At 35.5% G+C, this 23,272-nt stretch carries 24 protein-coding genes; 23 read left to right on the forward strand and 1 reads right to left on the reverse strand.

Translation table 11 applies throughout. The annotated features are described in order from the left end of the window. The first annotated feature begins 127 nt into the window (after positions 1–127). The 21 genes from Q4500_RS00845 (at position 128) to Q4500_RS00945 (ending at position 18,889) form a co-directional block, all read left to right on the forward strand. Positions 128–691: a TetR/AcrR family transcriptional regulator gene (locus Q4500_RS00845; RefSeq protein WP_303597863.1), complete on the forward strand. Its 564-nt coding sequence runs from the start codon at positions 128–130 to the stop codon at positions 689–691. A gap of 75 nt (positions 692–766) precedes the next feature. Further along, positions 767–1,315 (forward strand): carboxymuconolactone decarboxylase family protein, encoded by a 549-nt coding sequence (locus Q4500_RS00850; RefSeq protein ID WP_303597864.1) that lies wholly within the window; start codon positions 767–769, stop codon positions 1,313–1,315. A 107-nt stretch (positions 1,316–1,422) separates the two neighbouring features. Next, positions 1,423–2,415 carry a type I glyceraldehyde-3-phosphate dehydrogenase gene (gap, locus tag Q4500_RS00855; RefSeq protein ID WP_303597865.1) on the forward strand — a complete coding sequence of 331 codons (993 nt, stop codon included), beginning with the start codon at positions 1,423–1,425 and terminating at the stop codon, positions 2,413–2,415. 67 nt (positions 2,416–2,482) lie between these two features. Beyond that, positions 2,483–2,797, forward strand: coding sequence for an EthD family reductase (locus Q4500_RS00860; protein ID WP_299796755.1), 315 nt, complete (start codon positions 2,483–2,485; stop codon positions 2,795–2,797). 3 nt (positions 2,798–2,800) lie between these two features. Then, positions 2,801–3,445: a DsbA family oxidoreductase gene (locus Q4500_RS00865; RefSeq protein ID WP_303597866.1), complete on the forward strand. Its 645-nt coding sequence runs from the start codon at positions 2,801–2,803 to the stop codon at positions 3,443–3,445. A 22-nt stretch (positions 3,446–3,467) separates the two neighbouring features. After that, positions 3,468–4,130: a peroxiredoxin-like family protein gene (locus Q4500_RS00870; protein ID WP_303597867.1), complete on the forward strand. Its 663-nt coding sequence runs from the start codon at positions 3,468–3,470 to the stop codon at positions 4,128–4,130. 29 nt (positions 4,131–4,159) lie between these two features. Next, positions 4,160–4,519, forward strand: a complete 360-nt coding sequence (locus Q4500_RS00875; RefSeq protein ID WP_303597868.1) for a DoxX family protein — start codon at positions 4,160–4,162, stop codon at positions 4,517–4,519. Between the two features lie 14 nt (positions 4,520–4,533). Next, complete coding sequence (locus tag Q4500_RS00880) at positions 4,534–5,247, forward strand: haloacid dehalogenase type II (RefSeq protein WP_303597869.1); 714 nt, start codon at positions 4,534–4,536, stop codon at positions 5,245–5,247. 82 nt (positions 5,248–5,329) lie between these two features. Continuing rightward, positions 5,330–5,983 (forward strand): hypothetical protein, encoded by a 654-nt coding sequence (locus Q4500_RS00885; RefSeq protein WP_303597870.1) that lies wholly within the window; start codon positions 5,330–5,332, stop codon positions 5,981–5,983. Between the two features lie 669 nt (positions 5,984–6,652). Continuing rightward, complete coding sequence (locus Q4500_RS00890; protein WP_303597871.1) at positions 6,653–7,981, forward strand: amidohydrolase family protein; 1,329 nt, start codon at positions 6,653–6,655, stop codon at positions 7,979–7,981. Between the two features lie 23 nt (positions 7,982–8,004). After that, the gene (locus tag Q4500_RS00895; protein WP_303597872.1) at positions 8,005–9,357 is read left to right on the forward strand and encodes an amidohydrolase family protein; all 1,353 of its coding nucleotides are present in this window, start codon (positions 8,005–8,007) and stop codon (positions 9,355–9,357) included. 23 nt (positions 9,358–9,380) lie between these two features. Then, the gene (locus Q4500_RS00900; RefSeq protein ID WP_303597873.1) at positions 9,381–9,782 is read left to right on the forward strand and encodes a hypothetical protein; all 402 of its coding nucleotides are present in this window, start codon (positions 9,381–9,383) and stop codon (positions 9,780–9,782) included. A gap of 38 nt (positions 9,783–9,820) precedes the next feature. After that, a complete protein-coding gene (locus Q4500_RS00905) occupies positions 9,821–10,129 on the forward strand; it encodes a DUF5335 family protein (RefSeq protein ID WP_303597874.1) in 309 nt (102 codons plus the stop codon). A 35-nt stretch (positions 10,130–10,164) separates the two neighbouring features. Further along, a complete protein-coding gene (locus Q4500_RS00910; protein WP_303597875.1) occupies positions 10,165–11,499 on the forward strand; it encodes an amidohydrolase family protein in 1,335 nt (444 codons plus the stop codon). A 49-nt stretch (positions 11,500–11,548) separates the two neighbouring features. Continuing rightward, the gene (locus tag Q4500_RS00915; RefSeq protein ID WP_303597876.1) at positions 11,549–12,802 is read left to right on the forward strand and encodes a DcaP family trimeric outer membrane transporter; all 1,254 of its coding nucleotides are present in this window, start codon (positions 11,549–11,551) and stop codon (positions 12,800–12,802) included. A gap of 78 nt (positions 12,803–12,880) precedes the next feature. Further along, positions 12,881–13,429 (forward strand): HdeD family acid-resistance protein, encoded by a 549-nt coding sequence (locus Q4500_RS00920; protein WP_303597877.1) that lies wholly within the window; start codon positions 12,881–12,883, stop codon positions 13,427–13,429. Positions 13,430–13,591: 162 nt separating this feature from the next. Further along, positions 13,592–14,509: a hypothetical protein gene (locus Q4500_RS00925; RefSeq protein ID WP_303597878.1), complete on the forward strand. Its 918-nt coding sequence runs from the start codon at positions 13,592–13,594 to the stop codon at positions 14,507–14,509. 119 nt (positions 14,510–14,628) lie between these two features. Then, positions 14,629–15,954 carry a serine hydrolase gene (locus tag Q4500_RS00930; RefSeq protein WP_303597879.1) on the forward strand — a complete coding sequence of 442 codons (1,326 nt, stop codon included), beginning with the start codon at positions 14,629–14,631 and terminating at the stop codon, positions 15,952–15,954. A gap of 206 nt (positions 15,955–16,160) precedes the next feature. Continuing rightward, the gene (locus Q4500_RS00935; protein WP_303597880.1) at positions 16,161–16,838 is read left to right on the forward strand and encodes a hypothetical protein; all 678 of its coding nucleotides are present in this window, start codon (positions 16,161–16,163) and stop codon (positions 16,836–16,838) included. A 139-nt stretch (positions 16,839–16,977) separates the two neighbouring features. Continuing rightward, on the forward strand, positions 16,978–17,823 hold the full coding sequence (locus Q4500_RS00940; RefSeq protein ID WP_303597881.1) for a hypothetical protein: 846 nt from the start codon (positions 16,978–16,980) through the stop codon (positions 17,821–17,823). Between the two features lie 421 nt (positions 17,824–18,244). After that, a complete protein-coding gene (locus Q4500_RS00945; protein ID WP_303597883.1) occupies positions 18,245–18,889 on the forward strand; it encodes a hypothetical protein in 645 nt (214 codons plus the stop codon). A gap of 58 nt (positions 18,890–18,947) precedes the next feature. Here Q4500_RS00945 and Q4500_RS00950 read toward each other — a convergent pair whose 3' ends face one another. Continuing rightward, a complete protein-coding gene (locus Q4500_RS00950; protein ID WP_303597884.1) occupies positions 18,948–19,400 on the reverse strand; it encodes an Lrp/AsnC family transcriptional regulator in 453 nt (150 codons plus the stop codon). A gap of 169 nt (positions 19,401–19,569) precedes the next feature. Here Q4500_RS00950 and Q4500_RS00955 point away from each other — a divergent pair, with 169 nt between their 5' ends. Continuing rightward, a complete protein-coding gene (locus tag Q4500_RS00955; protein ID WP_303597885.1) occupies positions 19,570–20,712 on the forward strand; it encodes a histidine decarboxylase in 1,143 nt (380 codons plus the stop codon). 288 nt (positions 20,713–21,000) lie between these two features. Next, positions 21,001–23,271, forward strand: a complete 2,271-nt coding sequence (locus tag Q4500_RS00960) for an ATP-binding protein (RefSeq protein ID WP_303597886.1) — start codon at positions 21,001–21,003, stop codon at positions 23,269–23,271. The last annotated feature ends 1 nt before the right edge of the window (position 23,272 follow it).

A 23,272-nucleotide genomic window follows, 5' to 3' on the forward strand; every position in this document is an offset into this window, starting at 1 on the left:
TCCTGAAATGGGTCAGCCTCCGGGTTGGCTCATTTTTTTATTTAATATAGCTATCAAGTACTAAATCAAAGTTAAATTTTTTTTTGTATCAAAGCACTTGCTTAGTTTTGTAGTGTAATTAGAAATAATGGCACGTAAAAAACAATATAACGAGACTGAGGTTATAGATAAGGCAATGCGCTTGTTCTGGCGTAATGGCTATGAAAGCACATCGGTTCGTATGTTAGAGAAAGAAATGGGTATTAACCAGTTCTCTATTTATGCCAGCTTTAAAAACAAAGAGGGTGTATTTCTAGAAAGTATTAAACTTTATAATACCCAAATAAAAGCCATCACCAATACCTTAGAGAAATCTAATAATGGAGTAGAAGGTATTAAAGAATATTTTCTTGATTTTCTTGATTTTTCTAGAGAAGGTGCAATTTTTAAAGGTTGCCTGGTTACCAATACTGTAAATGAAATTAAAGAAGATTCCAGTCCTGTAATTATGGCTGCTTTAAAACGTTTTTCTGCAAATATTAGAGAACTTTTTGTAAGGAACCTAAAACAAGACGACTCAAGGGATGTAAAAGAAATAGAAGCACAAGCTGACTATTTAATGAACGCTCTTTTAGGTCTGTCTATTTCATCGAAGGTGTTTAAAGAGGAACAGCTAAAAGGCATTATTAAGATTACATTTTTACACTTGTAGCATTTTTTTTAATCAATAACTAAGCGTTTGCTTAGATTTAACATAAATATAATAATTAATAAAAACAATAAGATTATGACAACTTTAAAAGTACACGATATTGAGTCTGCACCAGAAGGTAGCAAAGGATTATTAGAGAATTCTCAAAAATCATTTGGTATGATCCCTGGTTTGCACGGTGTATTGGCTGCTTCACCTAAAATTTTAGAAGCGTATCAAACATTACATAAACTATTTACTGAAACTTCTTTCAACAACGATGAGTTGACAGTAGTATGGCAGGCTATCAATGTTGAGCATGCTTGTCATTACTGTGTACCAGCACACACAGGTATAGCTAAAATGATGAAGGTTGATGATGCTATTACAGAAGCGTTACGTAACGAAACTCCGTTAGCAGATGCAAAATTAGAAGCACTAAGAACTATGACATTGACTATAGTTCGTAACCGTGGTAATGTAACTCAAGATGATTTAGATGCTTTTTATGCAGCTGGTTATGGTGAGCAACAAGTATTGGAAATTATCTTAGGCTTATCTCAAAAAGTTATCAGTAACTATACAAACCATATTGCACATACACCAGTAGATGCACCTTTTCAAGGTTTTGCATGGTCTAAATAATTGAGGTTTCAGTTTTCCCCCGAAACCATATGTTGATTGAGTGATTTTAGTAGCCTTCCGTCTTTAGGCGGAAGGTTATTTAATTTTAATAAACTAAATACATCGAAATGAAAAAAATAGCAATAAACGGAATGGGGCGTATAGGTCGCGCTTCTTTAAAGGTGATTTTGGATACTCCAGAATTAGAGTTAGTAGCGGTAAACGATATCGTATCTATAGAGAATATAGCTTATTTACTTAAGTATGATTCAGTTTATGGAATTTATGAAAAAGAGGTTTCTCATGATGATAACAACTTGATCATAGATGGTCAAAAAATTCAATACAACTCGCAACGTAATCCTGAAGATTTACCTTGGGAAGAACATCATATTGATGTAGTTATTGAAAGTACTGGTTTCTTTACCAAAAGCGAAGACGCTAAAAAACACATTAAAGCAGGTACTAAATCTGTTATTATTTCAGCACCAACAAAAAGTGAGGACATACCAACGGTAGTTCATGGTGTAAATACGGAAGCTGGAGAAACTAACATATTTTCATGTGCTAGTTGTACAACAAATAACATAAGTCCTGTTGTTGAGATTTTAAGTCGTAGAATTGGTATTAAGAAAGCTATCATGACTACGGTACACGCCTATACTGCATCTCAAGGTATTGTAGATTCTCCATCACAGAAGAACTTAAGAATGGGGCGTGCCGGTGCGGCGAATATAGTACCAACATCTACTGGTGCAGCAATTGCAACCACTAAAGCTTTGCCAGGTTTAGCCGGTAAATTTGATGGTGTTGCTTTACGTGTTCCTATTCCGGTAGGTTCAATGTCCGATCTAACATTTGTAATGGAACATGATATTACACCAGAAGCTATTAATGCTATTTTTAGGGAAGAAGCGGCTACTAAAAGATATCAGAACGTTCTTGCTACAACAGATCAGCCTTTGGTATCTTCTGATATTGTGAAAAATCCGCATGCGTCAACTGTTGATTTAGGTATGACTAGAGTCGTAGATGGCGATTTGTTAAAAGTGATGACCTGGTATGATAACGAATGGGGATTCACCAATCAAATGATTCGTCAAATTTTATCAGAAAACTAGAATATACTAGGTAGCGTTTCTTGATTGAATAGAACCGCTACTTTTTTCAACTTTAAAAACTCAAAAAATGATAAAGGTATCTGTAATGTATCCGAATAGTAAAGACGTAAAGTTCGATACTGATTATTATAAAAATACGCACTTGCCAATGGTTCAAAAACTAGTGGGTAATGCATTGAAAGGATTGGAATTGGATCTAGGTGTTGGTGGCAGAGCGGCAGGCGACGCTGCACCCTATGTAGCCATTGCTCATTTAAAGTTTGAGGATGTAGCTTCTTTTCAAGCGGCATTTGGTCCTCATGCAGCGACATTTGCGGCAGATGTTAAAAATTATAGCAATGTACAAGGTGAGATTCAGATCAGTGAATTGGTAACATTTTAAGAGATGAAAGAGAAATTAAAAATAGATATCGTTTCTGATGTAGTATGTCCCTGGTGCATAATTGGGTATAAGCGTTTAGAAAAAGCCATTTCAGAACTAGGTATTGAAGATCGGGTGGAGATTGAATGGCAACCGTTTGAGCTAAACCCTGGTATGCCACCAGAAGGGCAAAATATAACAGAGCATATTACCGAAAAATACGGTTCTACAATAGAACAACAAATTGAATCGCGCCAAAACATGACAGATGTTGGTGAAGAGTTAGGTTTCAAATTCGATTATTTTGATGAGATGCGTATGTCAAACACCTTTGAAGCTCATGTTTTGTTAGAATATGCTAAGGATTTTGGAAAACAGACCGAGCTGAAAATGCGATTGATTACTTCTTTCTTTACCGAAAGAAAAGATGTTTCTGATAGAGCTGTTTTGAAAGAAGCTTTAATAGCGGTCGGTTTAAATGCAGACGAGGCACTGGCTAGGTTAGACAGTGAAGAAGCGAGATTTGAGGTAAGAAACAAACAAGGCGAATGGAAGAATATGGGTGTAAACTCAGTACCGACTATTGTTTTTAATATGAAAAGTGCAGTAACAGGTGCGCAACCCGTTTCTACTTTTAAACAAATACTAGGCGAACTAATTGCCGATTAATAAAAATATAAATCCGTCTATCATGAGCACAACTAATAAAGGAGAACTAGATGCATTATTAGCGGTAAAGCGCCAAGAAGCAGCTGTGAAATTTACTGATGAGAAAAAGCAAACCTATGCTGAGGGTATTAGTAGTGTTGCGGCATCTGGTGTATTGGAAAATGCATTGAATGTCAATAGTAAAGCACCTAACTTCACCTTGAAAAATGCATCGGGCAAATCGGTTTCTTTGTATGAAGAACTAAAAAACGGACCTGTAGTTGTTACTTGGTATAGAGGTGGGTGGTGTCCGTATTGTAACATCACACTACATTATTTACAAGAGAAGCTTCCTAAATTTCAAAAAGCAGGTGCTACCTTGATCGCACTTACACCAGAATTGCCAGATAACTCACTAAGTACAGCGGAAAAGAATTCTTTAAAGTTTTCTGTTTTGAGCGATGTGGGTAATGTTGTTGGAAAAGAATATGGTGTAGTATATTCCTTGACCAATGAGGTTGCTGCAATGTATGAAGCAGGTTTTGGTTTAAGTAAGGTAAATGGAGATGATAGTAATGAATTACCATTGGCTGCAACTTATGTGATCGATACCGATGCCATTATACAATATGCATTTTTAGATGCAGATTATACCGAAAGAGCAGAAGTGTCAGAAATATTAACGGCTTTAGAAAAGTTGAAATAGAATAAGCAACTAGTTAATTACCAATAATTATGAATGCGAACAAAATAATCTATTACGTTGCTACAGGTATTTTTACCTTGGTCATACTGTTTTCTGCAGGCATGTATTTTTTTAATCATGAATATATTAAAAGCGCCTTTACGAGTTTGGGTTACCCTACATATTTAATTTATCCGTACGCTACTGCAAAGTTGATCGGGTTATTTGCTATATGGAATCCTAAGTTTCATATTATTAAAGAATGGGCATACTCCGCATTTTTCTTTGCGGTTACCTTAGCATTTTTTGCACACATTATGGTAGGTGATGGAGAACAAATGGCAGCTGTAATTGCTTGGGTGGCATTGGTAGTTTCTTATATCTTTAGTAAAAAATATAAATATTATTAAAGACAACTAGGGTTATGGATAATACTACGAAACATAAAAGTTCAAAAACTATTCGTCCTAAAGTGTTGTTCTTTGATGTCAACGAAACGCTTTTAGATCTTACTAAAGTTAAAAAAGAAGTAGGCAAAGCATTAGGCGGAAGAGAAGATTTACTCTCTCTTTGGTTTACAACAATGTTGCAGTATTCATTAGTGACTTCGGCTAGTGGTCAATACAAGCCATTTGGTCATATTGGTGCTGCTGCATTGCAAATGGTAGCTGCAAATCATAATATAAACCTGACGGAAGAAGATGCGCGTAAAACCATTTCTGAGTCTATGGGTAATTTACCAGCGCATCCTGAGGTTAAGGAAGCGCTGGCACAATTAAAAAACGCGGGATACAAATTAGTCGCATTCACCAATTCATCTAAAGACGGATTAAAAAAGCAATTTGAAAATGCCGAATTGACCGAGTATTTTGATGAAATGCTAAGCGTAGAACCAACAGGGAAATTCAAACCCTTTACGGATACGTACGCATGGGGAGCAAAACAAATGGGTTTGGAGCTAGAAGAGTGTATGCTCATTGCAGCCCATGGCTGGGATGTTGCTGGAGCACTTTGGGCAGGGTGGCGAGCAGCGTTTATAAGTAGACCAGGGCAACAAGAATATCCGTTAGCGCCCAAAACAGAAATAGTGGTGTCTGATTTAAAAAAAGCAGCGGACATTTTAATTACTTACAAGTAAAAACTATTGCCATTTCATTTTCAAATTAAAAGCATCTAAGAATATGTATCTTTGCTATACCATTAACTAAAGAAAGTATTACATGTTTAAAAGAACACTATTCGTTGCCCTAATTGCACTTACCCTAACTTCTTGTTGGAAAGATAAAAGTCCGGAAGATCTTATTCGTTTAAAAGATAAATTCAAGTCTCAAGTAGACGATTTTGAGAATAAGAAAGAGACCGCGAACAAAAATGTAAATAAAGGTCTAGAATCTCTAAACGCTTTAAAAAGCGCTTTAGAAGATACCAAGAATGAAGATAAGGAATTTGCCAAGGTATATGGAGATTGGGAAAAAGTAGATCGTAGAGTTAATAACTTGAATAAGGAGTACGAAGACTTAAAAGAGAAAGCTTCCAATCTGTTCACGGCAATGGAGACACAGACCAATAGCCTAAGTGATGAAAAGAGTAAAAAAACACTCTTGGGCGCTATAGAAAAGGCGCGTACCAAATACAACGCAACATTAGCGAATACTTCTACGGCTATAGAAAAATTAAGGTTGTTACATGGCGATGCCGTTGAGGTGGTAAAAGCATTAGAAGTTGCTGCAGCCCTTAATTCTTTCGATAATATCAATGATCAAATGAAAAGCATTGAAGGTCGTGTAGACGGTATCATGCAAGAATTGAACGTTGCCGTTGTAGAGAGTAAGAAATTATACGAGAAGAAAATCACCGAGTTGGGAGAGGAGTAGTTCCATTTTCTTTAGAATCAATTACAGCCAGCATCCTAAAATGCTGGCTTTTTTTATGAGCTATTTTTAAGGCTTAAGCATTATTTGTAATGTAGAAGTGTTGATATGATGGTAGAATACCCTTTTTGAAAGCAGCTGCGGAAAATCTAGGTTGTAAATTTATTGGTGAATTAAAAAAAGTTAAATATAAACCCTTAATTGAAGCCAAAGAAAAACTATAGGGTTTGCTTCTTCAACTACCATATCTAATTGTTTTGGCCTTAACCGAAATGCTTATTTTAAGCTTAAAAAAAGAGCTGATAAACGTTTAACTCTAGAGAAGAAAATTATAAATATTATTATGAAAATGCTATGGCAGAAAGGATAAACGGAATCTTAAGAGATGAATTTTATCTAGATTAAACCTTTTTATTTAGTGCAGCTCACGCGAAAAAAGCTACAAAAAAAATGTAGTTAACTTTCACGATACATTCTTTTTTTGGTTATTTTTAACTATTTATAATACTGATTATCAGATTGTTTTTAAGCTGTAGCCATATTTTAGCACGAGACATTATGACTAACCAAAAATATCCATATTCAATCTTTAAACAAATTGTAAAGTATGCATAGATTTTTAAAAAAAAATATACTCCTAACAAACCCCTTTTAACACTAAAGACAAAAAAAATGAAAAAAATTACAACATTATGCATGCTATTTCTATTTAGCATAACCCTTTTTTCGCAAGGCAAGGTGCAAACTTCAATTATTATTGAAAACGCCAATATTTTTGATGGTGTCAATGAAAAACTGATAACAGGTTCTGATGTGCTTGTAGAAGGTAAACTCATAAAAAAAATAGGTAAAAACCTTTCTGCAGAGGGCGCTACAGTTATTGATGCCGGAGGTAAAACCTTAATCCCTGGCTTAATTGATGCCCACTGGCATACATATTACTCTAATGCACCACAAAGTATTCTTGCAACTGGTGACGCAGGCGATGTAGCTATCACAGGGTTTATAGGTGCTGAACAAACCTTAATGCGAGGTTTTACTTCTTGTAGAGATGTTGGAGGAAATCCATTTTCTGTTGCAAAAAAAACGGATTCAGGTGAATACCCAGGGCCACGTTTATTTATTTCTGGACCTCCTATTAGTCAAACTTCGGGTCATTTTGATTTTAGAGGAAAAAACGATGTCCCAAGAAATTTAACAGATCCAATGCCATATTGGGAGCGGGTTGGTCTTATTATGGTTGCAGATGGTGTAGATGAAGTGATTCGAAGAACTAGAGAAAATCTTAGAATGGGTGCTACACAAATTAAGATTTCTGGTGGTGGTGGTGTATCATCTAGCTATGATGATTTAGATGTACAACAATACACCTTTGAAGAAATGAAAGCAGCCGTAGATGTTGCCAAAACGTGGAACACCTATGTAGCTGCACATATCTTTACAGATGAAGCTGTGCAAACAGCTATTAAAGCCGGTGTAAAATCTATTGAACATGGTTTTTTAATGAGTGATGAAACTTTACAAATGATGAAAGATAATGATGTATGGCTAAGCCTTCAGCCTTTATTAGATGATGAAGATGCTTTGCAATTTGATAACCCTTACAGTCAAGAAAAATTTTCTAAAGTAACTTCAGGTACAGATCACGTATATAAAAGAGCTAAAGAGTTAGGTGTTAAAGTAGCCTTTGGAACCGATGCCCTTTTTGACCCTAAAGCAGCAGCAGCCCAAGGGAAAATGTTAGCAAAATTGAAGCGTTGGTATACGCCTTATGAAGTTTTAAAAATGGCAACATCAACCAATGCAGAATTATTAATGTTGTGTGGCCCACGTAATCCTTACCGCGAAGGAGGAATTGGTTCCATCAAGGAAGGGAATTATGCTGATATGTTGCTAGTTGATGGAAATCCCTTAAAAGATATAGATTTAGTAATCAACCCTGATAAGAACTTTGTGGTTATCATGAAAGACGGTAAAGTGTATAAGAATACTTTGAAATAAATATTAACTAATCATTTAGAATAATGAATAAAATAATCAATAAATTTTTCGTCGTTGCTATTGCCTTAGCAGCATTTAGTTTTTCTGTTAGTGGACAAGAGACTGAATCTGTAACCCTTATTACTAATGCCAGAATATTTGATGGCTCCGATAAACTTGTCGAAGGTAAAGATGTGCTCGTTAGAGGTAATAAAATTGAACAAATTGCTAAGGGTATTGTAATAACCCAAGATGCAAATTCAAAAATTATAGATGCAGGAGGAAGAACGCTAACGCCTGGCTTTATTGACATGCACTACCATTTAAGTCTTGCCAGTGTTCCAGTTATGGATATGGCGGGTTCTTATGCTCCAGATTTAGATTATATAGGTATTCAAGCAGGATTAGAAGCCGAAAGACTTTTAATGCGCGGATTTACCAGTATTAGAGATGTAGGTGGTGCTTCTTGGGGTGCAAAACTAGCCGCAGATCGCGGGGAAATTGCTGGGCCAAGGGTATGGCCTAGTTTAAGAGCTATTTCTCAATTTGGAGGTCATGGAGATGCCAATCCAAGGCATATGGAGCCACGAGAATTTGGCGGACCCGAAAATAATCTTGAGCGCCTTGGATATAGTAGAATTGTTAATGGGAGAGATGATGTACTTGTTGCAGCTAGAGAAAATCTAAAGAAAGGTGCTTCTCAAATTAAAATGCATCTTGCTGGAGGTGTTGGGACCGAATTTGACCCAATAGATGGAAGGCAATTTACTCTTGACGAGATTAAAGCAGCTGTTGAAGTTGCTGAAGGATTTGGAACATACGTGCTAGCACATGTTTATACTATTGATGGTGTAAAACAAGCTATTGAGGGTGGTGTTAAATGTATAGAACACGGGAATTTAATAAATGATGAAATTGCTAAATTGATGGCTGAAAATGATGTATGGCTGAGTCCTCAAGTAGTAGTATACCTTACCTTTTCACCTGATCTTGGCCCCGTACGATTAGCTAAAGGAAAAATGGTAACAGATGGTCTTGACAACATGTTCAAACTAGCCAAAAAACATAAGTTGAGAATGGTATTTGGAACAGATGTAGTGGTAAATTCGAAAGCTTCTGCTGATCAAAATAGAGAATTTGTTGAGCGAGCCAAATGGTTTACCCCAGCTGAAATCTTAACTCAAGCCACAGCTAATTCTGGTGAATTATTACAATTATCAGGAGACCGAAGTCCGTATCCTGGAATTGTTGGTAAAATTGAAGAAGGTGCTTTTGCAGATATATTGTTAATTAATGGAAATCCATTAGATGACATCTCCATATTGGCAAAACCTCATGAAAATTTAGATTTAATCATGAAGGATGGGAAAGTTTATAAAAACACGTTATCAGATTAATGGGTGTCTAAAAGCTAGAAATAATGATAAAACTTAAGAAACTGGTTCTTCTTCAGGTAATTTTTGCCGTGGCCTCTGTGTCCTATTTATTGATTAGCGCATGGATAGAGCATAAAACTGGCGAACCCTTAAGCGCCGCTCCTATGGTTCCTTCATTAGCCTTATTTGCGCTCTATGGATTCGGTCTATACTTGGCAAAATTACCAAGAAAACTAATGTACCGAATAGCTATGGGGCTTGCTATTTTGGCCTTTGGTGGGGGTGGTGTAGTTGGTAATATTATGAGATATATGGACTCTGGTCTAGAGCACTATGCAAGTTTTACTGCTTACGTTACCGCTGTGGCTATTAATGGATATGGAACAGTGCTCAATATCATCGCCGTACTGGGCCTATTTACTTTTAACACGAAGAACCCTAATTAAAGACGGAATTTAACTTTTATTAGATAAAAAATTGCAATATGAGTATTAGAAAAAAGATTGAATTAAATAATTGTCAAGATCGTTTTCAAGCACTAACATCAGGTAACCTTGGGCGACTTACTGATATAGAAATAGACGGCAGCACTTTAGTAGAGCAAAAAGCCTTTCAGTCTATTAATTATGATCCTTTAGGAAAAGGAAATAACATCATGATAATGCTAAATGGTTTTACACACACCATAAACAATCCCATAGAACTCTATATGGAAGAACGAGATAACGGAGTTTTGGCGAGATTAGAGATTATAGATGAAACTGATACATTAACCTTATTAAAATTAATTTAGGAACTAGCCTTATTACGAATAAAAATACATTATCCATGAAAACAATTAAAAATCTAATTACGAGCATTTGTGTGTTGCTACTATTGTGTTCAAATACGTATGCGCAGGAGACCGAAACTGTAACTCTAATAACAAATGCCTCAATTTTTGACGGTATATCAGAAGACTTAGTAACAGGACAAGATATACTTATTAAGAACAATATTATTGAGCAAATTGGCGAGAAGATTAAAGCCCCTAAAGGAGCTAAATTAATTGATGCTGCAGGTAGGGTAATGACTCCTGGTTTTATAGCCATGCATGAGCACCTTATGCTGCAAATGTCAGCACCTGAGCTTCTCACTAGCGACACGCGATACTATGCGTACCGTGCAACAGAAACGGTGCATACGTATTTGATGAATGGTTATACTACAACAAGAGACGTATCTGGCAACACCTTTGGTTTAAAAAAGGCTATAGATCAAGGGCATATTTTAGGGCCTCGTATTTATCCTTCTGGGCCAATGATTTCGCAATCGGGAGGTCACTCCGACCATAGAATGCCAAGTATGTCGTCGCAGTTGGTTGGTGGTATTTGGGATCCGCTTACGCGTTACGGAGATATGGCAGTGGTAGATGGTGTACCTGAAATGCTTAAAGCTGTTCGTGAAAACCTAAGACAGGGTGCATCGCAAATTAAATTGGCATTAGGAGGAGGCACTGGTTCTTATTCGGATCCTCTTGAAGTTGTTGAATTTTTACCAGAAGAGGTAAAAGCTGCGGTACAAGCCGCCGAAGACTTCGGAACTTACGTAACTGTACATTGTTATAACAACCAAGGCGTAAAAAGAGCCATTGATAACGGAGTAAGGTGCGTTGAACATGGTCAACTTATGAATGAAGAAACGCTTCAATTAATGAAAGATAAAGACATATGGTTATCACCACAAGTGATCGTATTCACTTTTATCCCAAAAGGCTATACGGAAGATCAAGCCAATAAGCACAGACAGGCCTATGCTGGTATTGATAACATGTTTACCATAGCCAAAAAGATTGGTTTTGATAACATCGTATTTGGATCAGATATTATAACCGACCCTTCAATGATTGTTCGTATGAATGAAGAATTTAAACACAGAAGTAAGTGGTTTTCTCCAGTAGAAATACTACGTCAGGCAACTTCCAAAGGAGGAGAATTGCTAGCTATGTCAGGACCTAAAAATCCTTATCCAAAAAAACTAGGGGTTATTGAAGTTGGAGCTTACGCTGATTTATTGCTTATCAATGGAAACCCATTAGAGGATATCACCATTCTAACAAATGCCACTGATAATATTGCGCTCATTATGAAAGATGGCAAAGTTTATAAGAACATCATCAATTAAATGGTCTTTATATCAAAAATGACATTAATAACATTTTAAAATTGAAACATTGAGAAACTTTAGTTTATTAATTCTTTTGCTCGGTCTACAAATACCTTTAGGGATGTATGCTCAGGAGGAAACATCAAAAGATTCTGTTAAGGGGCAATTAGTAACACCTAATAAAGACCTTAAAGAGCAGCTCATAAAAACCGCCAAAGAACGTTTAATTGATCCTTCTTTTTCGGGTTCTTGGCCAATGTTCGGTACGGATTTTAGAATGAAAATTGGAGGCTATTTAAAAGCAGATTTTATTTATGATTTTGATGGAACGTTAGATAAAAACCAATTTTTGATGTCCACCATTCCTGTTGAAGGGCAGCCAGAGTATGACAACGAAGGCTATATTTCTTTTTTTGCCAAAGAAACTCGAGTTAATATAGATGTAAGACGTTCTGGAGAAAACCAGTTGCCCTTAGAGTTATTTATTGAAGGTGATTTTTACACGGCTGGAAATCAATTTAGATTAAGGCATGCTTATATTACTGCAGGCGATTTTATCATAGGCCAAACCTGGACAACACTGTCGTTGCTTGAATCTATGGCTTTTATGATGGATTTTGCAGCAGGAGACGCCCTCTTTGGAGGACGATCCACACAAATTAGATATCAAAAACAATTAAATGATAAATTAAAACTTGCTATTGCCCTTGAAAATTTAGCTACTCTAGGAATTGAAAATCCTAACGATTTGGCAGGTCAGGCTTCTCAGCAACTCCCCTTGTTGGCTATACGATTAGATTATAGGTGGAAGTCTGGCGTAATGTTTTTAGGATCTAGTGTTGCTCAATTGCGTTGGGATGGTGGCTCAACCGGCCCTAAAGACCAAACGCTACAGTATGATTTTGTAATTGCGGGAAGGCAATACATTGGTGACAACAATTATTTTACCTATAATTTAAGCTATGGTGAAGCGTATGGAAACAATATAATCGCCTTTTCTAGTAGTAATTCCAATGCCGTTTTAAACGCGGAAGGCAAACTAGACCCAATGCAAGCGGGAGCTATAATGGCTGGGTTTATGCACAGATGGCATCCTAAACTAGAATCTAATTTTAATTATGCCTACGGTTGGTTAGATGCCCCAGATTCCAGAGCACCTTTTGCTTTAAAAAGAGGTGGCGTAGGGCATCTCAATCTAATTTACAAATTAGATAAAAACTTTTCTATAGGTGCTGAATATATGTGGGGAGCTCAAAGAACCAACAACAACGCTTTTGGAGACGCGAGTAGAATTCAGACCATGGCAAAATTTGATTTTTAAGCAGCACATTAAATGGTCTTAGGGAATTAAATTCAACATAAAGAATTAATCAAAGTATAATTATTAAAGATAAAATTTATGAAAACACTGAACAAATATTGGTGGCTAACTTTAATAAGAGGTATTGTTTTAATCCTTTTAGCCATCATGGTATTTAGGCACCCTGTAGGATCAATAGTTGGTCTTGCCATTTATCTGAGCGTAAGTTTGTTATTTATAGGGATCACTCAAATCTTTATGTCAATTGCAGCAAAAGACACCCAAGAAAATTGGGGATGGACATTAACAATTGGTCTTATTGATGTTTTTGTTGCCTTTATCTTATTGTCTAATCCAGCAGTTACTGCTGCAACACTCCCATTTGTGGTTGGTTTTTGGTTAATTGTTGCAGGTGTTATGAATGCTGTTAATGCATTCAAAGACAAAAAGGAAGGTGCAGCACATTGGTGGCTAGGATTAGTAGGAGGCATATTTACTATTCTTGTAGGTTTTGTTCTTACCAATAATTTATTGGCTGGCACCCTAGCAATTACCTATTGGATAGGGTTTGGCTTAATGCTAGCAGGTATAGTAAATATCGGTTTGGCCATTGGGTTGAAATCTCTAATAAGTAAGATAGATAACTAACAGTCTAGGTAAAGTGTTACGTATAATTCAAAAATTATGAGAAAGCTACAACAAGAAGATGGCACACTCATCATTTAAAGTAAACACTTTTTACTCAAATTTTTAAAAACCCAAAAATGCAGGCAGATTTCATTCTTTTAACAGTTTAAAACAAAAAAAACTATGAAAAATTTTACAACAATGAAGTCCTCATTACTTTTTTTAATTTTAGTATTAGGCGCGGGTCTATTGCGGGCACAAGACGACGATCAAAAAGATCCAGCAGATGCTGCAGCAATAGCGAAAGAATTAGCAAACCCTAACAACACCTTAGGTCAAATGGCATTACAGTGGGATTATGTAAATTATCAAGGGAACCTCCCAGATTCTGGAAGTCAAAATGGTTATGTAATGAATTTTCAACCTAGTCTTCCTGTACCTTTAGGTAAAGGAGTAAATCTTTTTGTAAGACCTAATATCCCCATTTATTTATCCCAACCGGTATTTGGCGCCAATGGATTCGAGAATAAAGGCGCTAGTCTTGGTAATATTAGTGCTGATATCGCTATAGGAAAAACATTTCCCTCCAAAACCATTGGTATTGTAGGTGTTTTTGGTAGTTTTCGTACTGCGTCAGATAAAGCTTTACGTTCCAATTACACCATGTTAGGACCTGAAATCATGGTAGCTCAAATACTTAAATGGGGAGTTGTTGGTGCCATGTTTAGTCACTCATGGAGTGTTAACAAGGTTGGTGATGCAGATGTTGATAGTTTTACCATATTAGGAGACGATATGTGGGCCGCATCGACAGGAATACAATCTGCCAGTATAACCGCAGGACAATATTTTTATGTTGTTAACTTAAAAAATGCATGGCAAATTACAGGACAGCCCACTTGGTCTTACAATCACAATGCACCTAAAGGGGAAAGGTTAGCATTACCTATCGCCACTGGGTTGAATAAAGTAACTAGGTTTGGCAAACTCCCCGTTAAAATAAGCTTACAATATTGGTACTATGTAGCCTCTCCTGATACTTTTGGACCTCAGCATCAAATACGTCTACAGATTTCACCGGTTGTGCCATTACCTTGGTAATTTTTGGAGAAATGCATGTTAAGACAAAAAGATGTTGTACAATATGAAGCTTAATTATAAAATTAGAAAATGAAATATTAAAAAAAATAATTTATATTTTCATATTAGGTCTATTCATTTTGGCATGCAACAGCAAGGAGGCTAAAGAAGATAAATCAGGAAAAGCGGTTACACCTATGACTGAAACTAAAAATAAAATCAAAGCAAAGCAAGAGCGCACACCTATTGAAGCTTTTAAAAAGGGATTCACAGCACAACAATTGAAAGAATTCAGGGCTAACTATACCCTTCCGTATCTTTTGTCAGGAGGAGATGCATCCGTTTGGTGGTCCATGAGAACTTCTGAGGTGATGCAAACCGCTATTTTACCTGTGCGTCAGCCTAACATGCCTCTTGAAGAGAACCTCAATTCCGAGGTTGGAAAGATCAAGGCAAATACCAAGCACTTCGGTACCTTATCGCTAGATGAATTTATGGTGCACCCTGAAAGTTACGCAGCAGCATTCATTGTTATACACAAAGGACAAGTGGTTTATGAAACTTATCCGGGCATGAATCCATGGGATTCTCATGTGTGGATGTCCTCAGCTAAACCTATAGCGAGTCTTGTGGTAGATCTGCTTATCGAAGAAGGGAAAATTGATCAAGAGAAAACAATGGGAGACCATATGCCAGAATTCCGTGATACAGGTTGGGCTGATATCAAGGTGATTGATGTACTGGATATGACTCCTGGTCTCAATTCAGAAGAAAATGACGAGACGCGCGCCGATCCGAACTCTATTGCATCACGACTTTTTCTTGCCGAGTTTGGCATCGAATATAATGGGAAACATGAGGCTGTTGTAGATGTGCTGAAAGATGCAAAACCTGTTGGCCCTCCTGGGACTAAATTAGAATACGGTTCTCCTACAACAGAGATGCTTGTGCTACTATGTGAAGCTGTTACAGGCGACCCTTTCGCTCAACTCGTTAGCCAGAAAATATGGTCGAAAGTAGGAGCTGATGCACCTCTGAACCTTCACCTTTCCCCTGGGGGAGTTGCGGCAACTCATGGTGTGGTATCCAGCAGGCTCAGAGATTTTGCACGGTTCGGTATGCTATATACTCCAAGTTGGAAAAAGATTTCTACAGAACAGATTGTAACCACGGATATTATAGAACGCATACGAAACGGAGTTCGCGGACGTGATTTCTTTCGCAATGGCTTTGATGGGCCAGTCTTCGTGAGTCGACTTAATAATGATGATGTCATCAGTAATAGCAGGCAATGGGATGGTGTATGGGAGGATGGAGATATCTGGAAATCGGGTCTTCAGTCTCAAGCCATTTATGTATCACCAGATCGTGACCTCGTAATCGCCGCATTCTCAACCAACGCGCCAGATGATTCTATACACCGCTTCTTAAGGCCTATCGCGACATCTGGGCTCTTTGATGAATAGGATTTAGAAAAATTATAATGCTAAATAAAAATATTATTTCTAGTTGTTCCTAGCTAAGAATAAAGAACTGTATTAAAATTTAAATTAGGCATAAGGCTAATAAGATGTACCAGAATCTACCATGCCTTATGCTTTAACAAGGAAAAGAATAAACATTAGAATTTTATCAAAAGTTTGATTTTTTAAAAAAAATTAAAATGCAAGTTATGAAAAATTTATTCCTCATCGTACTTCTTTTAATTTGGAGCGTATCCTTTTCACAAGACGAAAAAAATAATAATGCAGAGGCATTAGCACAAAAACTAGCCAATCCAATAGCAAGTTTAATTAGTGTGCCATTCCAACAAAATATGGATTTTGGTATTGGTGATCTCAACGGGTCAAGATATACGGTTAATATTCAACCTGTACTTCCATTTCAACTCTCAGAAAATGTAATCCTTATTACCCGTGTGGTATTGCCTGTAGTTTCACAATACAATATTACAGGTGTTGGAGAATCTGAAACAGGTTTATCTGACGCCGTAGTAACGGCATTTTTAAGTCCAACAAAATCAAAAATCACTTGGGGTGTTGGACCAGCATTATTAATACCTACAGGTACAGATGATTTTCTAACAACTAAGAAATTTGGTATAGGACCATCTGCCGTGGCCTTAGTACAAAGTGGTGCAAATACTTATGGTGTATTAGTAAATCAATTATGGAGTGTTGCAGGTAGTAGTGATAGACCAGATGTAAATCAGTTTTTTATACAGCCGTTTATTGCTCATAACTGGGCCTCTGGCGCTGGTGTTTCTTTTATAGCAGAGTACACTCAAAACTGGGAAGCTAGTCAAAGTACTTTATGGTTTCCCCTTCTATTTCAGGAATTACAAGCCTAGGAAAACAAAAAGTCCAATTGCAGGTAGGTCCAAGATTTAATTTAATTGCTCCAGAAGGTGCAAAAGCAAACTTTGGTATTAGAGCTCAAATTAATTTTGTTTTTCCTAAATAAGAACTCAATTTTAAAAAACTATTTCTATGAATACTATTCTAAAAAAGAAGCCTCTAAAGCTATTGTTGTTTTGCTTTATTGTATTATTTATTCCTAAAATTAAAGCACAGAACGAAAATAGCTTATTACAAGACAGTATTATCCGCATGGATACAAATGATAAAGTTGTTTGGGATATGTCTTTTTCCTTGAAAACCATGAATGTGTTTCGTGGTTTATTGCCTTCAAAAGCACCTGTTTTTTCTACTCTAGCTGGGGTAAAATATGGAGAGTTTGTACTTGGTTTTTACGGCGGCGCCTCATTTAATGGTGGCTATAGTGAGACCGATTTAATATTAATGTACTATAAGCCAAAGTATAACATCAGACTAGATTGGTATTATAACTATACCCAAGGTATTACAAACATTCCCACACCTTCAGGTTTTTTTGATCTTAACCCTGAAATTACCAGAGGTATATTAGATTTCATGGTAAATGTACAACTTACAAAACATCTTGATTTAACCTCTTCTACATTTATATTTGGTAGGGATAGACCTTCATTAGCTGAAGATGATGCTAATGATATATTATTAAGAAGAGGAGAACAACGCTATTCTCAGTATATTAATTTGCAATACACTTGGAAATTAAAGAACACCAAAATTCAAGCACATGCCGGGTATTCATTCAGTTGGAACGATATTGGTGGTCCTTCATTTTACGGAAATAAACCAGGGTTTAATGATTTAGGCGTGTCTTTTTATAAAACTATTATTGACACCAAAAATATTTCAATCCCTTTCAAAGCATCTATTTATGTTAATCCATTAAGTAATGACGTATACCTTGTAGGTTCTATATTATTATTAGATTTAATCAAAGTATAAGTATAGTGCCAATGCTTGATAATGAAAGAATAATCTAAAACCCTTTTTATTATAGGGATTTTGAGACTTTACTATTTTTGATATCAGCAATAATTGCTACTACAGTATTCGTGTGATCAACCTGCAGATAGCGTTATAGAAGCTGTTGATAATACTAAGCTCATATAAAGGAAATATGATTGATAATTTTAACAATTTAAAATTAAAGTAAGGAATTCAGATATTCCACTATCCTTGTTATTCAATAACTCATATTCTTTAATTAGAGGGAGTGTTTACGACCTATTGGATATGATTTTAGACGCTTCTGAGATGCAAAGGTATATTGTTAACCTTACCGATAATGGTAAAATAAAAACATCAGATGGATAAATGAATATCTAATAGTTAATTAGATTTATTGGTAAAATATTTACAATCAATGAAAATCATCACAAGCCTAATATTTATTTTATTCATGCAAACTGCTTCAGTTTGTTATGCGCAGCAAACGGAAGAAAAAAATCCTAAAATGTCAAAAGAGGTATTGGAGGTAATAAAAATGGGTAAAGATGCTATTTTAACACTAGCTTTAAAGTCAATTGGGGGTACTATAAGTCTCGAAAATTTCACGTCGGCCACGGTATTATCAAATGGCGAAGAAGTATATGTTTCTTTTAGAAATCAATATAAATATCTTCCTATGAATACAATCTACTATTTTGATGTTGGGGTGAATATTACTACGCAAACTACGTATAAAAACTCCGTAGCAAATCCTTACAATTATCCCATTGAACGAACGATTCCCTATTTTAACTTAACAGAAGATATCAAAAAGGATATCGATTTTGTAAAACAAGCGATTGGTAATTTAGAGGGTTTTGAAGAAGACATAGTTATACGAGAGAATGAAGATTTTTACGATATTGAAGTAGTGTCTGAATCTCAAGAGTCTAGCTATAAAATTAAAAAAGGCACTGGTAAAATATATGATGATTTTCATGCGCATCTTGAACCTATACCATTTGATGTTGATTATATTTACGAATTTAAAGAAGTATATTTTTCCGAAATGGAAGATTAAAATAAGTTATCAAATCAGTCATTATAACTCTTAATCTCTTTTCTTTACCCCTTTTATTTTACAAATTATAAGCAGTGCTATCTTTAACAGAATTCAATACAAACGAGCTGTGTATGGTAGAAATTCCGTCAATAACAGATAGTTTTTCATTCATGAATTCATGAAATTCCGCTATATCATCTAAAGCGATTTTCAATAAATAATCGAAATTACCAGATACTTGATGACATTCCATAATATCGGGTAGAAGCAATATTTGCTCTTTAAAACTGTCTGCCAATTTCTTTTGTTGCTTCGATAAGGTCACTTGACAATAAGCGATTAATTTTTTTTCAATTTTCGTTCTATCTAGTAAGGCGACATAGGCTTTAATAATTTTCTGCTGTTCTAGCTTTCTAATTCTTTCGTAGGTAGGGGTAACGCTCAACCCTACTTTAGCCGCAATTTCTTTAGTATTTTGCTTAGCATTTTCTTGTAGTTGCATCAATATTTTGCTATCAATCGTATCCATACCAGTTTATTTTTCTGTTATCCAACTCAACGCGCCTTTAAGCAGTTTTTTGGAACTGTTAAATTAAGTATATCAGTTCAATATTCTATATATACTTTATATAAAGTAATTTATTATCAGTAATAGTAATTTTACAGTATTGTAATATGTATAGCAAACCACAATGAATATGAATAACGAGCAACAGATAGATGAGCTGTTAACCAAACTAATTCAAGAGAAAGATAGAGTTATAGGTTACCCAGTCGCAAAGGATTTTGATTATTCAAGATTATACGAGTTTTTAAAGCATCCCATTAATAATGTCGGTGATCCTTATGAAGATAATACGTATAAGGTTCAAACACATGAAATGGAGCGTGAAGTGGTCGATTTTTTTGCAAAATTATACAGAGCAGATCCTAATGATTTTTGGGGGTATGTAACCAATGGTGGATCAGAAAGTAACCTGTACGGCTTGTACCTGGCAAGAGAATCTCACCCAAAGGCAATGGTATATTTTTCTGAATCTACACATTACAGTGTGAAGAAAAATATTCATTTATTGAACCTGCCGAGTATTACCATTAGAGCACAAGAGAATGGGGAGCTAGATTATGATGATTTAGAGAATACCTTGCAATTGAACAGAGATAAGCCGGCTATTATTCTAACCACATTTGGTACGACAATGACCGAGGCGAAAGATGATGTTTCTAAGGTGAAAAGAATTTTGAAGAAATTGGCTATTCAAAATCACTATATACATTGCGATGCTGCTTTGGCGGGTTCTTACGGTCCTTTTATAGAACCACGAATTCCTTTTGATTTTCAAGATGGTGCAGATAGTATTTCTATCAGTGGGCATAAGTTTATAGGGTCTCCATTTCCTTCTGGTGTTATAATCGCAAAACGTTCATTGAGAGATAGAATAGCAAGGGGCATATCATATATAGGTTCATTAGACACTACTATTACAGGTTCAAGAAATGGTCATAGTCCGTTGTTTCTGTGGTACGCGATAAAGAAAATGGGTGTAAAAGGTTTAGAAGAACGGTATCGTCATAGTTTAGAAACTGCCGAGTATTGTAAACAAGAACTTTTAAAAATAGGCATCAACGCATGGAAGAACGAAGGGGCGATTACCGTTGTACTACCTAAAGTTGCCGATGCTATTAAAAAGAAATGGCAATTAGCCACCGATGACATTACACACGTAATTTGTATGCCTAATGTTACTAAGGATCAAATAGACGAGTTTATTCAAGATATAGTAGAAGAGCAAAAGAAAAGTGCTCAAAAAGAAACCGATACATTGGCATTTCAAGATTAATTAGAAAGTATTAATTTTATAAAAGCCCGATTTCCATAGTTTACGAAATCGGGCTTTATTTTTTGTGACACTAAATACTCGTGCTGAACTATGTTGCCAAATACTAGCTGACTCTAAGAGAAATTTTTAGATGTTCGTATTAGGTATTACAGTATGTTTTTTTTATTTCAAGAAATTCATTTTTCATATTTATTTAAAAATTTGAATCTGATCATACCAAAATGAGGTATATTCATTTATTGAAATTTTAATAATTGGTAATACCCCCCTTTTAACTAGTTACTAAAAATGAAAAGCCTTTTTTCTAGTAAGATTATGATGAAGCTAAAGTCGCTTATCGGTTCGGCAAAAACCTATATTATCTTACTGGTTTTGGCTATTGCCTTGTTATTGTACACTGTTAGTGTGGGGTATAAGCAAGTTAATAGACTTCATAAAACGGGAGATTTAGTTTCGCACACGCTAGAGGTACAGCGTACTATTGTAGAGCTTTCTTCTAAATTTTTAGAGGTAGAAGCTATTCAACTTAAAAAACTTTTTAAAGCCGAAGAGAGTAATCTTTCTGCAATTGTGTTTACAGAAATGGGTCAGTCTTTAGATAGGCTGAATACACTTACGGCAGATAATGATGCCCAACAAGAGCGCGTTAAAGCATTACAACTTTTACGAGACAGAATTAAGGTTGAAATAGACACTACTACCATCGTTGATGCTATTGGTTCACAAGATAGTTTGGAAGTAAAAGATAGTATATTAATTCATCTTGCTGGTTTACGCTATAAACGCAATGAACGAATATCTAAAATTGTGGCGGAGTCTCAGGTCATAAAAGATAGAATGTTATCTGAAGAGAACTACTTAATGGTTGCTCGTAAAGAAGAATACACATCGCAATCGTTCTTAACACCCATGTCATCTTTGTTGGTTGCTCTAACGGCTTTGGGTATTTTTTTAATAGGCTTTATAAGTATTTACAAACAGAAAGGTGAAATTCAAGAAGTAAACAGCCAGGTTTTTGTTCAGAATAAAAAATTACAAGAAACAGAAGAGTTTTTAAAGGGAGTTTATAAAAGCTCTAACAATGTTATTAGCCATTTTGAGCCCATTTTTGATAAAGAGAATAATATAATCGATTTTCAATTTAGGTATACCTCTAATGCCATAGAAAAAGTAACAGGGTCAGAACAAGATGATATTATAGGTGGCTCACTTTTAGAGATGTACCCAATGGTTTTGGAAAACGGACTTTTTGCATTAATGAAAGAGTGTTATGTTAGTGGCAATACCCAAGAGCATGAGAGTGTATATACGTTTGAAGGTGAAAAAAAATACATTTTTAATACGATTGTAAAATCTGCTAACGGAATTACAAATACCGCTTGGGATACTTCAAAAATTAAAAAAGCTGAAGAAGAGCTCAAAAAACTGAATGAAGACTTAAGCCTTCAAAACACCATTTTTAAAGAGGCTGAAAATGTAGCGGGTGTAGGTAGTTTTATTTGGTATTTAGATGATGGTACAGCAACGGTTTCTGATAACTTTTATAGAATTCTTGGGGTTGAGCCCAATAGCTTTGAGGTTACTTTTAGCTCTTACAAAGAATTTGTGCATCCAGATGATATTGCCATATTTGAGTCAATAGGTGCCAATGTAGAAGAGAAAGGTACATCTACCGTTTTTGCATACCGTGTTTTTACCAAGACGAAAGGCGTAAGGCATTTAGATTTAAAAGGAAAATATGTTGAAATAGACAATAGACCTGTATCGGTGGGTATTGTGCAAGATATTACTAGCCGTGTAGAAAAAGATAGAGCACTTATTGATAGTTATGAGAAATTGAAGCTTAGTAATGAAGAGCTAGAATCTTTTAATAGAGTAGCTAGTCATGATTTGCAAGAGCCTTTACGCAAAATTCAAATGTTTATTTCTCGAATAGAAGACGATGATGAAAAGAACATGCCTGCCAGTATTCAAAATTATTTTGGAAAGATTAAAGATGGTACGTTTAGAATGCGAGAATTGATACAGAATTTACTTTCCTATTCAAGAATAGATAAGGTTAATTCAAAATTCGAAAATATTTCTTTGGGTGAAATTATAGGGAAAATTGAAGATGAATTATCGCAACTCATTAAAGATACCGGTACTTCTATTTCTTACGAGAATTTGCCTGTTATTCAGGGTATACCTTTTAAAATAGAACAACTTTGTACGAACCTTATTAGTAATTCTATAAAGTATAGCAAAAAAGATGTAGCTCCCAAAATAGTCATTAGCTCTAAAAAGGTACGAAATTCAGAAATTGTAGAAAACTTTAGTAAGACTACAGAATACTATTATAAAATCTCATTTGCAGATAACGGTATTGGCTTTGAACCCGAATTTGGTAGTAATATATTTGAGGTGTTTCAAAGGCTACATTCCAAAACCGAATATTCAGGTACAGGTATCGGACTCTCCATTTGTAAAAAGATAGTTGAAAAACATAATGGTTATATTCATGCTATTGGCAAGAAAGACAAAGGTTCTAATTTCGTAATTTATTTACCTGTTAATTAAA

The sequence above is a fragment of the Maribacter sp. 1_MG-2023 genome, from assembly GCF_030547005.1.
In the GTDB taxonomy this organism is placed as follows: domain Bacteria; phylum Bacteroidota; class Bacteroidia; order Flavobacteriales; family Flavobacteriaceae; genus Maribacter.

Bases quoted from the DNA above. Each gene is read 5' to 3' on its own strand.
- Q4500_RS00845 (WP_303597863.1), top strand. From the start codon at position 128: ATGGCACGTAAAAAACAATATAACGAGACTGAGGTTATAGATAAGGCA.
- Q4500_RS00850 (WP_303597864.1), top strand. From the start codon at position 767: ATGACAACTTTAAAAGTACACGATATTGAGTCTGCACCAGAAGGTAGC.
- gap (WP_303597865.1), top strand. From the start codon at position 1,423: ATGAAAAAAATAGCAATAAACGGAATGGGGCGTATAGGTCGCGCTTCT.
- Q4500_RS00860 (WP_299796755.1), top strand. From the start codon at position 2,483: ATGATAAAGGTATCTGTAATGTATCCGAATAGTAAAGACGTAAAGTTC.
- Q4500_RS00865 (WP_303597866.1), top strand. From the start codon at position 2,801: ATGAAAGAGAAATTAAAAATAGATATCGTTTCTGATGTAGTATGTCCC.
- Q4500_RS00870 (WP_303597867.1), top strand. From the start codon at position 3,468: ATGAGCACAACTAATAAAGGAGAACTAGATGCATTATTAGCGGTAAAG.
- Q4500_RS00875 (WP_303597868.1), top strand. From the start codon at position 4,160: ATGAATGCGAACAAAATAATCTATTACGTTGCTACAGGTATTTTTACC.
- Q4500_RS00880 (WP_303597869.1), top strand. From the start codon at position 4,534: ATGGATAATACTACGAAACATAAAAGTTCAAAAACTATTCGTCCTAAA.
- Q4500_RS00885 (WP_303597870.1), top strand. From the start codon at position 5,330: ATGTTTAAAAGAACACTATTCGTTGCCCTAATTGCACTTACCCTAACT.
- Q4500_RS00890 (WP_303597871.1), top strand. From the start codon at position 6,653: ATGAAAAAAATTACAACATTATGCATGCTATTTCTATTTAGCATAACC.
- Q4500_RS00895 (WP_303597872.1), top strand. From the start codon at position 8,005: ATGAATAAAATAATCAATAAATTTTTCGTCGTTGCTATTGCCTTAGCA.
- Q4500_RS00900 (WP_303597873.1), top strand. From the start codon at position 9,381: ATGATAAAACTTAAGAAACTGGTTCTTCTTCAGGTAATTTTTGCCGTG.
- Q4500_RS00905 (WP_303597874.1), top strand. From the start codon at position 9,821: ATGAGTATTAGAAAAAAGATTGAATTAAATAATTGTCAAGATCGTTTT.
- Q4500_RS00910 (WP_303597875.1), top strand. From the start codon at position 10,165: ATGAAAACAATTAAAAATCTAATTACGAGCATTTGTGTGTTGCTACTA.
- Q4500_RS00920 (WP_303597877.1), top strand. From the start codon at position 12,881: ATGAAAACACTGAACAAATATTGGTGGCTAACTTTAATAAGAGGTATT.
- Q4500_RS00925 (WP_303597878.1), top strand. From the start codon at position 13,592: ATGAAAAATTTTACAACAATGAAGTCCTCATTACTTTTTTTAATTTTA.
- Q4500_RS00935 (WP_303597880.1), top strand. From the start codon at position 16,161: ATGAAAAATTTATTCCTCATCGTACTTCTTTTAATTTGGAGCGTATCC.
- Q4500_RS00940 (WP_303597881.1), top strand. From the start codon at position 16,978: ATGAATACTATTCTAAAAAAGAAGCCTCTAAAGCTATTGTTGTTTTGC.
- Q4500_RS00945 (WP_303597883.1), top strand. From the start codon at position 18,245: ATGAAAATCATCACAAGCCTAATATTTATTTTATTCATGCAAACTGCT.
- Q4500_RS00950 (WP_303597884.1), bottom strand. From the start codon at position 19,400: ATGGATACGATTGATAGCAAAATATTGATGCAACTACAAGAAAATGCT.
- Q4500_RS00955 (WP_303597885.1), top strand. From the start codon at position 19,570: ATGAATAACGAGCAACAGATAGATGAGCTGTTAACCAAACTAATTCAA.
- Q4500_RS00960 (WP_303597886.1), top strand. From the start codon at position 21,001: ATGAAAAGCCTTTTTTCTAGTAAGATTATGATGAAGCTAAAGTCGCTT.